Below are 12,146 nucleotides of genomic sequence, written 5' to 3'. Positions count from 1 at the left end.
ATAGCCGAGCAGCAAGGAAACACCATGACCCTCGACATCGTCACGATCCCCTGCCTGAGCGACAATTACGCCTACCTGCTGCACGACGCCGCGAGCGGCGACACCGCCGTGGTCGATGTGCCGGAGGCCGCGCCGATTCTCCGTGTCCTTCAGGAGAAGGGCTGGCGGTTGGGCACGATCCTCCTCACCCACCACCATCCCGACCACGTCCAGGGGGTCGATGAGCTTCGGGCCGCCACGAATGCGCAGGTGATCGGCGCCGCGGCCGACCGCCACAGGCTGCCGGCGCTAGATGCCGCGGTGTCGGAGGGCGACGCGGTCCGGGTTGGCGGAGAGGAAGGCCGGGTGATCGACGTCTCCGGTCATACCGTGGGCCATGTCGCATTCCATTTTCCGCAAACGGCGGCGCTCTTTTCCGCAGACAGCCTCATGGCTTGCGGCTGCGGCCGGCTTTTTGAAGGGACGCCCGCGATGATGTGGGAAAGCCTGTCGAAGCTCATGTCGCTGCCACCCGAAACACGCGTCTATTCCGGTCACGAATACACGACGGGCAACATCGCGTTTGCGCTAACCATTGAACCGGAGAATGGAATGCTTAAATCGCGACAGACCGAGGTCGCGGCTCTGCGTGCGCGAATGCAACCGACCGTGCCCTCGACGCTCTCGGAAGAACTCGCGACCAATCCTTTCCTGCGGCCCGGCGAGGCTGGCATCAGACGCAAACTCGGGTTCGGGAGCGATGCAGAAGATGCGGAAGTTTTTGCCGAAATTCGGCATCGAAAGGACGCATTCTGAGCGATTCCGGGACATTCGGCCTTCTGGTCGGGACATGGGAGAGCCTCTTCGATCACAATTGTCGCAACTGCGCGAGGATCGGGCGGAATCTCACAGAAAAAACTTGAAGCGCGGCGGCGAACACCGAACTTTAAGGATATGGGGACACGGTTGGAGCGGGGTCCGCCCCACCTCCGACCCTCAAGGACAGGAGCACGGCCCGTGCCTTCTTTTTCGACCACCCTCGAGCAAGCAATCCATGCCGCGCTGGCGCTGGCCAATGCGCGGCGCCACGAACTCGCAACGCTGGAGCATCTGCTGCTGGCGTTGATCGATGAACCCGACGCCTCCCGCGTAATGAGGGCTTGTAGTGTCGATCTTGAGGAACTCCGCCGAACGCTCACCGACTTCATCGACGATGATCTTTCGACCCTCGTGACCGATATCGAAGGCTCCGAGGCGGTGCCGACTGCGGCTTTCCAGCGCGTGATTCAGCGCGCGGCGATCCATGTGCAGTCGTCCGGCCGGACAGAAGTGACCGGGGCGAATGTCCTGGTCGCGATCTTTGCCGAACGCGAATCGAACGCGGCCTTCTTCCTGCAGGAGCAGGACATGACCCGTTACGACGCGGTCAATTTCATCGCCCATGGCGTGGCCAAGGATCCCTCCTTCGGCGAGACGCGCCCGATCACCGGAACCAGCGATCATGAGGAGGAACAGAACACGTCGTCCCAATCCGGTTCCACCTCGGGGAATTCCGGGGGTGAGTCGCGCGAATCCGCGCTTGCGAAATATTGTGTTGACCTGAACGCCAAGGCGCGGAAGGGCGATGTCGATCCGCTGATCGGCCGGGAGGGGGAGGTCGAGCGCTGCATCCAGGTGCTCTGCCGCCGCCGCAAGAACAACCCGCTTCTCGTGGGGGATCCCGGAGTCGGCAAGACCGCCATCGCCGAAGGACTCGCCTGGAAGATCGTCGAGGGGGAAACGCCGGACATTCTGGCCTCCGCCACGATCTTCTCGCTCGACATGGGCGCGTTGCTCGCCGGAACCCGCTACCGCGGCGATTTCGAGGAACGTCTGAAGGCCGTGGTCAAGGAGATGGAGGATCACCCCGACGCGATCCTGTTCATCGACGAGATCCACACGGTCATCGGCGCGGGTGCCACCTCCGGGGGTGCGATGGATGCCTCCAACCTGCTGAAGCCCGCGCTTCAGGGCGGGCGGCTGCGCTGCATGGGCTCCACCACCTACAAGGAGTTCCGCCAGCACTTCGAGAAGGACCGGGCGCTGTCGCGGCGGTTTCAGAAGATCGACGTGAACGAGCCCTCCGTGCCCGACACGATCAAGATCCTCATGGGCCTGAAACCCTACTTCGAGGAGCATCATGACATCCGCTATACTGCGGATGCGATCAAGACGGCCGTGGAGCTTTCCGCGCGCTACATCCATGACCGGAAACTGCCTGACAAGGCGATCGACGTGATCGACGAGGCCGGCGCTGCCCAGCACCTGCTGCCCGAATCACGTCGCCGCAAGACGATCGGCGCCAAGGAGATCGAGGCCGTCGTGGCCAAGATCGCCCGCATCCCGCCGAAGAGCGTCTCCAAGGACGATGCGGAGGTGCTGCGCGACCTTGAAAAGACGCTCAAGCGCGTTGTCTTCGGTCAGGACAAAGCGATCGAGGCGCTCTCCTCCGCGATCAAGCTGGCCCGTGCGGGCCTGCGGGAGCCGGAGAAGCCGATCGGCAACTACCTGTTCGCGGGTCCGACAGGGGTCGGCAAGACGGAGGTAGCCAAGCAACTCGCCAATACCCTGGGCGTGGAGCTGCTGCGCTTCGACATGTCGGAATACATGGAGAAACACGCGGTTTCCCGGCTGATCGGCGCACCTCCGGGGTATGTGGGATTCGATCAGGGCGGCATGCTGACCGATGGTGTGGACCAGCATCCGCATTGCGTGCTGTTGCTCGACGAGATGGAGAAGGCGCACCCGGATGTCTACAACATCCTCCTGCAGGTCATGGATCACGGGAAACTCACCGACCATAACGGCCGGCAGGTGGATTTCCGCAACGTGATCCTGATCATGACCTCGAACGCCGGAGCCTCGGAGCAGGCAAAGGCGGCCATCGGGTTCAACCGGGAGCGTCGTGAAGGGGAAGACACCGCGGCCATCGAGCGGACTTTCACGCCCGAATTCCGCAACCGTCTGGACGCGGTGATCTCCTTCGCACCGCTGCCGCGTGAAGTAATCCTGCAAGTCGTCGAAAAGTTCGTTCTGCAGCTTGAGGCCCAGTTGATGGACCGGGGAGTGCATATCGAACTGACACCGGCGGCGGCCGACTGGCTGGCTGAGAAGGGTTACGACGACAAGATGGGCGCGCGTCCCCTTGGCCGCGTGATTCAGGAGCACATCAAGAAGCCGCTGGCGGAGGAGCTGCTCTTCGGCCGGCTCGCCAAGGGTGGCGTGGTCAAGATCGCGATCAAGGACGACACCATCGCACTGGAGATCGAGGAACCGTCGCGCCCTCGGCTTACAGGTAACAAGCCGCCGCTTCTGACAGCGGAATAAGCCGGATCCTCATGAAGGCCCCGCTGTTCAGCGGGGCCTTTTGCTTTGCCGAGCCTGACAGCCGCTGAAACAATCCTGCATGGCATGTTCGGGAGATCGGAACACCGGCTACCGTATGCTTCGCCGGATTGCGGACTCCGCTTCAACGCAGATCTGAGACCCTCTTCGCTGCGGCGTGTTATGGAGGCAGCGTATTCATGGAAATTGCCAAATCTCCCTTGGTCGCAGGACGACACCTGTCCGACCGGCACTTGAGAGAGGGGAGCATCTTGTCGCTGATGCGCGCCTGCGAACGCCCCGGATCATCCGCGACGGGTTCAACGCTCTGTCAGTTTCAGCTCGATCCGGCGATTCTGCGCCCGCGCTTCCGGTGAATTGCCGCTTGCGACGGGACGAAATTCGCCAAATCCCGTTGCGGCCAGACGTTCGGGCGGAAATCCCAGATCACTGACCATGTAGCGCACGACCGACAGCGCCCGTGCCTGGCTCAGCTCCCAGTTATCGCGAAACTGTCCCGTCCCCGAAAGAGGCGTATTGTCGGTGTGGCCATCCACGCGGAGGATCCAGTCGATGCCCGGGGGAATTTCATTCGAGATGTCCTTCAGGATCGACGCCACCCCGGCGATCTGCGAGCGACCCTCGGGCGCCAGAGTATCCGAACCCGGCTGGAACAGCACTTCGGAGGAGAATACGAAGCGATCCCCCACGATCCGCACGCCGTCCCTTCCCTGAAGGACATCGCGCAGCTTGCCAAAGAACTCGGAGCTATAGCGTTCCAGCCGTTCGGCTTCCGCCGCGAGCCTGGCCCGCTCCGCCGCTTCGAGTTCAGCCCGCCGCCGTTGCTCCTCAGCGACCTGTGCCAGCGCGACATTCAACTGGCCCCCGAGCGATTCGATGCGCACATCTGCCTCACGCGTCCTCTCGCCGGAGGCGTCGAGCACGGCTTGAAGGGAGCCGAGTTGTGCTCGCAGGGCCGCCACCTGTTCATTCAAGGCAGCAACGCGGCGCGCATCCTCCGCCCCCTGCGCCTGCTGGCCTGCCAGCGCCGAATTGGCGGCCGCAAGCAGACCGGCGCGACGCTCGGCTTCCGTGAGTTCGCGCGTTGCATCCGCCTTCGCCGCGTCCCGCGCAGCCTCCGCCGCGGCGAGCAGGGTCAGCGTTTCCTCCGCCCGTTTGCGCTGCTCTTCGAGCGCGAGCGTCATGGCCGTCAACTCTGCATCGGCGTTCTTCAACCGCTCGCGGAGCGCCGCAGCGGCTTCAGACTCCGTCAGGCGCTGGACCTCCGCCTCTGACAGGCGGGCCGCATCCGCCTCACCCTTTGCCCGAAGATCAGCAACCAGCGCCTCCAGCGCCTCTCGCCGTGCGGCCGCAAGCCGCGCAGCCTCCTGCTCCGCATCGACCTCTTGCCGCGCCTGCGCGAGCGCGAGGTTCAGGGCCTCCTGCGCGGACAGAAGCTCCTGCTTCTCGCCTTCCGCCGCCACGAGCGAGCTCTGCGCGCGATCCCTCGCAGCAATCAGCGCGGCGACCTGCGCCTCGAAGTCAGTGATGCGGACGGTTGCGGCATCCAGCGCGCCCTGCCGCTCCGCCAGTGCTCCCTCAAGCTCCTGCCCCCGGAGGCTGGACACGTTGAGCGCGCGCGACAACTGCGCCACCTCGCCCGTCAGGCTTTCCAGTTCGGAATCCTGACTGGTCACCCGGTCCTGCAGCACAAACATCACGATCATGAAAATCGACAGCACGAACATGATGACCATGAGAAGAGAGGTCATCGCATCCACGAAACCGGGCCAGACATTGGTTTCAAAACGTGCGCGCCCGCGCGAGAACGCCATCACCCTCTCCGCTGGTCTGAGCCCAGACCCCGCACCGCCGATGCGAGTGCAGCAAGATCGCTGCGGAGATCATAGAGCGTCTCCTGCCGTCCGGCGGACAATTCTTCGAGAATCTTCAGAAGCTGCACATCCATGGACCGCAGTCTCATACGGCTCTCGGCATCCAGTGCGCCGGTTTCCTCGCGCTGGGAAATCGCCCCGACCAGCCGCTCCTGCCCCTCCGTCAACCGGGTGAGGGCGCCCATGGTACCCTCTTCCCCCTCCAGCTTGCGGGTGAGGCGGTCCACGGATTCAGCGAGAAGCCCGATGCGCTGGTCCAGCAGGCTCCGCCGCTGCTCCGCTTGCGCATAAAGCTGGGTCAGCGCGTCCATCTGGTCAGACAGATGGTCGATCAGGCCGCCCACGGCCTCCTGACTGATGGAGCCGTCGTCACCGGAGGCGATACCGATGCGCGTCATGGAGGAGAGCCAGTCCTCGAGTTCGCTGTAGAAACGGTTCTGCCCGTGGCTAGCGAAGATCTCCAGAAGCCCGATGACCAGTGACCCGGACAGGCCCAGCAGCGAGGATGCAAACGCCGTGCCCATCCCTCCGAGCTGAGAGTTCAGCCCCTGCATGAGCCTGCCGAACACCGCGAGGCTCTCCTCCCCCGGCTGGGGGCTGAGTGCACCTATGGTGCGCACGACCGCCGGAACAGTGGTGGCGAGGCCAAAGAAGGTGCCGAGCAACCCCAGAAAAATCAGCAGGTTGCCGAGGTAGCGGGTGATGTCCCGCATCTCCTCCATCCGTGCGCCGACCGATTCCAGGATGGAGCGCGCGGAGGTTGAGGAAAGCTGAAGCCGGCCCGACCCCGGCGCGCGCTGGCCCAGAAGCGTGGCAAGCGGAACCAGCAGCTTTGGCGGGCGGGAGGCAACGTAGCCCGGACGGTTGTGCGCAAACCCCTCGATCCAGTTTACCGCCGCCATGAGTTGCCCGACCTGCCAGAAGCAGGCCACCACCCCGACGAGGAACACGAACAGGATGGAGCCGTTCAGCCAGACGTTCGCGCGGAAGACCTCCGACACCTCCCGGTGGATCATCCACGCCCCCGCCGCGACCAGCAGCAGCGCGATGATCATGAACAGAACCTGCCGGACCGGCTGGGAAAAAACGGTATCAACCTCTCGGGCCGGGCGGTTCATTGCAATCCGTTCATATGACGTTCGATTCGCGGAGAATGACGCGCCCGGCCCGCGATGCCAACAGTCAAGACGGATGACGCCCCGGGCCAGCGCACGGCCGTTGCAGAATAGCCGGTCAGCGAACCTGACGCTTCTCCAGCTTCCGTGCCAGCGTGCGCCGGTGCATCCCGAGCCGCCGCGCGGTTTCGGAAATGTTGAAACCCGTCGCGACCAGCGTTTCGTGGATGCGCTCCCATTCCAGCGTCTTGATGGAGGAGGGCTGCGTGGACAGTTCAACCCCTGGATCCCCCGTTCCCCGCACGAAGGCATCCAGGATTTCATCGGTATTCGCAGGCTTTGTCAGGTAGTGGCAGGCGCCCAGCTTGATCGCTTCGACCGCCGTCGCGATGCTGGCGAAACCGGTAAGAACGACGATCTGCATCTCCGGGTCACGGCGATGCAGGTGATCGACACAGACAAGACCCGAACCACCGGAAAGCTTCAGATCCACCACGGCACGAGCGGGCCGATGCGCCGCGAGCACCTGCTCCAGATCCTCCATGCCGTGTGAGTGGAAGACGGTCATCCCCCGCCGCTCCAGCGATCTCTTCAGGGTCGCTGCAAAATCGGGATCATCCTCGATCAGAAGGATCGTCTCCTCCGTCCCACTCCCCGTCTGACCAGTCTCCGTCATTGTCATCCTCGTCCTCGGCGCTGAGGAGATGCAGGGGCAACCGCAAGGTTACTTCCGCTCCGCCCTCCGGCCGGTTCCCCGCGGATACCGATCCGCCGAGCTTGCGTATGGCGTTGACCACGAGGAACAGCCCGAGGCCACGTCCCTGCCGTCCCTTGGTGCTTTGATAGGGCCGGCCGAATTCGTCAAGCATCCGCGACGAAAAACCCGGGCCACGATCCGTGACACGAAGAAGCAGCATCGCCCCTTCCCGCTGCACATCCAGCCCCACCCAGCCGGGCGAGGACTCCACCGCATTGTCGAGCACGTTCATCACGATCTGCCGAAGAGTCGCATCGGAGACGATGCCGACATCTTCTCCGAAATCGTTGTGCCGCTCCAGCGTGACGCCGGGGTGAGCGGATTGCCAATCGCGTGAGATGCGGGCAACGAAGCTGTGGACGGTAGTCAGTTCCGTTCCCTCGCCCCGCGCGGCGCCGGAGGTCATGAGGATGCCGGTGATGATCGTCTTGCAGCGATCGACCGAGGTGCGCATCGTCTCGATTTCCTGCCGGAGTTCGGGATCCTCGGAGAGCTTCGGCATCCGCCGCCAATCCCCCAGAATGACGGAGATGGAGGCGAGCGGCGTGGAAAGCTCATGCGCCGCGCCGGAGGCCAGTAGCCCCATCCGGACGATGTGGTCTTCCTCCGCGGCCTGCTGACGCAGTCGGGCCACGCGCGCATCACTCTGCCGCAGGTTCGCGGCCACCCGCGTCAGGAAGGCGACGACAAGCACGGCATCCAGCGTGAGGCCGACGAACATGCCCGCGATATAGAGATTGAAGAACGACGGCCCGTCCGGCGGCAATCCCAGCGGCCGGTGCAGCACGATCAGCAGCGCAAAGAGGCAGCTCGTCAGCGCGACAAGGAACCACCCTGCCGGGGGCCGGAGCATCATCGCCCCCAGCGCCACCTGCACTACATAAAGCGTGACGAAGGGATTGCTCGCCCCCCCGCTGAGGGCAAGCTGCGCCGTCAGCGCGAGCACGTCGAGCGTCAACGCCATGAAGACCACGCGCCCCGGCACATGGTCCGCCCGGCGGAGCCAGAGGATGGTCGCGGCGTTCAGCAGGACGAGGCAGGCGACGACCGCCGACATCGGCACAAGCGGAAGATGCACCCCCAGAAACCAGGCGGCAAAGGCGATGGCGACGATCTGGCCCGCCACCGCAATCCAGCGAAGCTGGATCAGCAGACCCATGTTCTTGCGCGCGGTGGGCGGGCTGGTTGCCGGCGGCTTCACGCCCGCCTCCGCCTTCCGGTCTCATGCCGCAGGACGAAAATCGTGCAGCCCGCCATACCGGCCGCCAACGCGAACCAGGTCAGCGCATAGCTGAGGTGATTGTCGGGAAAGTGCACGACGGTCAGCCCCCCCACCGGCAGCCCGCCGGGGTTCGGCGTCGCGTCGGCATCGATGAAATAGGGGGCAACCGTCCCGCTCAGGCTGCGGGCATCGGCAATGGCCGATACATCGCGCGAATACCAGCGATCTCCCGCAGGATCATTGGACCGCAGGAACCCGCCACCCGGTTCGGTCAGTCGCAGAAGCCCCGTTACCGTCGTGCTGCCCGGTATCTCCCCCTGCGCCCGGCTGGCCGCATCCCGCTGGTCGGAGGGGACGAAGCCCCGGTTCACCAGGACCGTGAAGCCCTGATCGGTCGCAAGCGGGGTCAGCACCCAGAAGCCTGCGCCCAGATCGGTCAGCGCCTGAACCAGTGCCTCACGGCTGTGGTCAAAGGTGCCGGTGACGACAACCCTGCGGTATTCGTCCGTCTCGGCGCCAACGGGCCACGCCGCCGGCCCCGGCGCCACGACCGGCGCGGCATGGATGCGGGCATCTACCCGTGCGACGAGGTCATGCTTCCAAGCCCGCCGCTCCACCTGCCACCAGCCGAGTGCGATGAGGCACACGGTCAGCAGGAGACCGATGGCGGCGATCACCGCCATCCGCAATGGCGAACGGGGCGCCCTTTCGGTGTCGCCCCGCCCTGTCTGCACATCATGACCCTTGGTGGTCACATCGTGCTCATGTTGTGCATCTCCGGCATCATGTTCGTATTCAGGTGGTACATCACCCAAAGCGAACCGGAGAGCGTGATGATCACCAGGATCAACGTGAAGATCAGCGCCAACATCGTCCAGCCACCCTGCGAGCGGGTGTTCATGTGCAGGAAGTAGATCATGTGGACAACGATCTGCACCACGGCAAAGGCCATGATGACGATCCCGGTCGTCCGCGGGTTCGGGATCACCTCTCCCATCACCAGCCAGAACGGGATCGCCGTCAGGATGACCGACAGGATGAAGCCGGTCATGTAGGATCCGAACGAGCCGTGATCCTCCTCCTCATCCGGATGATCGTGGAGGTGCTGCTGATGCGACCCCTGCGTCGCATGCGCGGTGTGGAGAGGCGTGTAGTTATTGCTCATCTCAACATCCCCATGAGGTAAACGAAGGTGAAGACCCCGATCCAGATCACGTCGAGGAAGTGCCAGAACATCGACAGGCAGCTAATCCGGCGGCGGTTCGCGGCGATCAGCCCCTTCTGGCGCACCTGCGTGACCAGCACCACCAGCCAGATCAGGCCGATGAACACGTGAAGGCCGTGCGTGCCGACCAGGGCATAGAAGGCAGACAGGAAACCTGAGCGCTGCGGACCAGCCCCAAGGTGGATCATGTGATGGAACTCGTAGATTTCGATGCACAGGAAGGCCAGCCCGAACAGGCCCGTCACGATCAGCCAGTTGATCACATGGCGGCTGTGCCCCTTCACCATGGCCAACATCGCGAAGCCATAGGTGATGGAGGAGAGCAGCAGCATGGAAGTGTTCAGCGCCACCAGCGGCAGATCGAACAGATCGCGTGGCCCCGGCCCGCCGGCGAAGTTGCCGCCGAGCACGCCGAAACACGCAAAGAGCACTGCAAAGATCAGGCAGTCGCTCATCAGGTAGATCCAGAAGCCGAGCATCGTGCTCGAGCCCTCGGGATGCTCATGCGGGTCGAGATCGAAGAACTCCGGCGCCTCGCCCGCGGTCTTTGCAGTCATGGTTGTCATGGCACTGTCTCTCCAGGCTCAGGCTCGGGCGAGCTGCCGCGTCCGGTCCGCTTCCGTCGAGCTGACATGGGCGGCGGGAATGATGAAGGTCTGGTCGTAGCGGAAGCTGTTGGCGATCGCGACCCAGAACACCCCGATGAGGCAGAGCGCGGCCAGCCACCAGATGTACCAGATCATCGCCAGACCGAGCACCGTGCTGAGCGCCGCGATGATGACACCCGCCCCCGTGTTGCGCGGCATCACGATATCCCGGAACCCTTCGACCGGGCGACGATAGCCGGCCTCCTTCATGTCAGACCAGGCGTCGAGATCGCGCACGATGGGCTGGAAGGCGAAGTTGTATTCCGGCGGCGGCGACGAGGTAGCCCATTCCAACGTGCGGCCGTTCCAGGGATCGCCCGACACATCGCGAAGCTGATCGCGGCGCAGGATGGACACCCCGAACTGGATGAACATCGCCAGGATCCCGAGCGCGATGAGCGCAGCGCCGACTGCCGCGATCTGGAACCAGATCTGCAGGGAGGGGTCGTCGAACACCCGCATCCGCCGCGTCACCCCCATGAGACCGAGAATGTAGAGCGGCGTGAAGGCGATCCAGAAGCCCGGCACCCAGCACCAGAAGGAGACCTTGCCCCAGAACGGGTCAAGCTTGAAGCCAAAGGCCTTGGGCCACCAGAAGTTCATCGCCGCGAACAGGCCGAAGAGCACGCCGCCGATGATCACGTTGTGGAAGTGCGCGACAAGGAACAGCGAGTTGTGCAGCACGAAGTCCGCCGGCGGTACGGCCAGAAGCACGCCCGTCATCCCGCCGATCACGAAGGTCAGCATGAAGGCGATGGACCACATCATCGGCAGTTCGAACCGGATGCGCCCCTTGTACATGGTGAACAGCCAGTTGAAGATCTTCGCCCCCGTCGGGATGGAGATGATCATCGTGGTGATCCCGAAGAAGGAGTTCACCGACGCGCCCGACCCCATGGTGAAGAAGTGGTGAAGCCACACGAGATAGGACAGGATGGTGATCACCACCGTCGCATAGACCATCGAGGTATAGCCGAAGAGCCGCTTGCCAGAGAAGGTGGACACCACCTCCGAGAACACGCCGAACAGCGGCAGGATCAGGATGTAGACCTCCGGGTGACCCCAGATCCAGATCAGGTTCACATACATCATGGCGTTGCCGCCAAGATCATTGGTGAAGAAGTTGGTCCCCAGGTAGCGGTCGAGCGTGAGCAGCGTCAGCACCGCGGTCAGCACCGGGAAGGCTGCGACGATCAGCACGTTGGTGCAGAGCGACGTCCAGGTGAAGACCGGCATCTTCATCATGGTCATTCCGGGCGCGCGCATCTTCACGATGGTGGCGATCAGGTTCACACCGGACAACAGGGTTCCGATACCGGCGACCTGAAGGCCCCAGATGTAGTAGTCCACCCCGACCCATGGGCTATAGGTTATACCCGACAACGGCGGATAGGCCAGCCATCCCGTCTGCGCGTATTCACCCACGAACAGCGACACCATGGTGATTATCGCACCGCCAGCCGTCATCCAGAACGAGAAGTTGTTCAGGAACGGAAAGGACACGTCCCGTGCGCCGATCTGCAGCGGCACGACGTAGTTCATCAGCCCCGTGACCATCGGCATGGCCACGAAGAAGATCATGATCACCCCGTGTGCGGTAAAGATCTGATCGTAGTGGTGGGCATTCAGATAACCCTCGGATCCCCCGAAAGCCATGGCCTGCTGGATCCGCATCATGACGGCATCGGCAAATCCGCGCAGGAACATGATGAGGCCGAGGATCATGTACATGATCCCGATCTTTTTGTGGTCCACCGTGGTGAACCATTCCTTCCAAAGATAGCCCCACATCTTGAAGTAGGTGAGCGCGCCCAACAGCGCGATCCCGCCGAGCGCCACCACGACAAAGGTCGCGACGAGGATCGGTTCGTGCAGCGGCAGGGCCTCCCAGGTGAGGCGGCCGAAGATGAATTCGGAGAGCGGCATACCAAACATCGGTCAGT

Annotated in this window: 10 protein-coding genes; 2 read left to right on the top strand and 8 right to left on the bottom strand. The window is 63.5% G+C overall.

Annotated elements, in window-relative coordinates:
• Positions 1-24 precede the first annotated feature (24 nt).
• Together gloB and clpA are read left to right on the top strand one after the other, a co-directional pair.
• Positions 25-795 (top strand): hydroxyacylglutathione hydrolase, encoded by a 771-nt coding sequence (gene gloB, locus CN97_RS05555; protein WP_035708184.1) that lies wholly within the window; start codon positions 25-27, stop codon positions 793-795.
• A gap of 201 nt (positions 796-996) precedes the next feature.
• Positions 997-3,345 (top strand): ATP-dependent Clp protease ATP-binding subunit ClpA, encoded by a 2,349-nt coding sequence (gene clpA, locus CN97_RS05550; RefSeq protein WP_035708179.1) that lies wholly within the window; start codon positions 997-999, stop codon positions 3,343-3,345.
• Positions 3,346-3,662: 317 nt separating this feature from the next.
• Here the strand turns inward: clpA and CN97_RS05545 are convergent, their stop codons facing one another.
• The 8 genes from CN97_RS05545 to cyoB form a co-directional block, all read right to left on the bottom strand.
• Positions 3,663-5,177 (bottom strand): peptidoglycan -binding protein, encoded by a 1,515-nt coding sequence (locus CN97_RS05545; RefSeq protein ID WP_035708175.1) that lies wholly within the window; start codon positions 5,175-5,177, stop codon positions 3,663-3,665.
• Entirely contained in the window at positions 5,177-6,292 is a 1,116-nt protein-coding gene (locus tag CN97_RS05540) for a biopolymer transporter ExbB (protein WP_242685216.1), read from the bottom strand. The genes CN97_RS05545 and CN97_RS05540 overlap by 1 nt, the downstream gene beginning before the upstream one ends.
• Before the next feature lie 178 nt (positions 6,293-6,470).
• Complete coding sequence (locus CN97_RS05535) at positions 6,471-7,028, bottom strand: response regulator transcription factor (protein WP_035708170.1); 558 nt, start codon at positions 7,026-7,028, stop codon at positions 6,471-6,473.
• Positions 6,967-8,310, bottom strand: a complete 1,344-nt coding sequence (locus tag CN97_RS05530; protein ID WP_207391655.1) for an ATP-binding protein — start codon at positions 8,308-8,310, stop codon at positions 6,967-6,969. Before CN97_RS05530 ends, CN97_RS05535 begins: the two co-directional genes overlap by 62 nt.
• Positions 8,307-9,086 carry an SURF1 family protein gene (locus CN97_RS05525; RefSeq protein WP_248700068.1) on the bottom strand — a complete coding sequence of 260 codons (780 nt, stop codon included), beginning with the start codon at positions 9,084-9,086 and terminating at the stop codon, positions 8,307-8,309. The genes CN97_RS05530 and CN97_RS05525 overlap by 4 nt, the downstream gene beginning before the upstream one ends.
• Positions 9,083-9,496, bottom strand: a complete 414-nt coding sequence (gene cyoD, locus CN97_RS05520; RefSeq protein ID WP_035708167.1) for a cytochrome o ubiquinol oxidase subunit IV — start codon at positions 9,494-9,496, stop codon at positions 9,083-9,085. Before cyoD ends, CN97_RS05525 begins: the two co-directional genes overlap by 4 nt.
• The gene (gene cyoC, locus CN97_RS05515) at positions 9,493-10,122 is read right to left on the bottom strand and encodes a cytochrome o ubiquinol oxidase subunit III (RefSeq protein ID WP_035708164.1); all 630 of its coding nucleotides are present in this window, start codon (positions 10,120-10,122) and stop codon (positions 9,493-9,495) included. The genes cyoD and cyoC overlap by 4 nt, the downstream gene beginning before the upstream one ends.
• Positions 10,123-10,140: 18 nt before the next feature.
• A complete protein-coding gene (cyoB, locus tag CN97_RS05510) occupies positions 10,141-12,138 on the bottom strand; it encodes a cytochrome o ubiquinol oxidase subunit I (RefSeq protein WP_088217202.1) in 1,998 nt (665 codons plus the stop codon).
• Between the last annotated feature and the right edge of the window lie 8 nt (positions 12,139-12,146).

The sequence above is a fragment of the Haematobacter massiliensis genome (genome assembly GCF_000740795.1).
Taxonomy (GTDB): Bacteria; Pseudomonadota; Alphaproteobacteria; order Rhodobacterales; family Rhodobacteraceae; genus Haematobacter; species Haematobacter massiliensis.
This window is presented reverse-complemented; position numbering and strand designations above follow the sequence as displayed.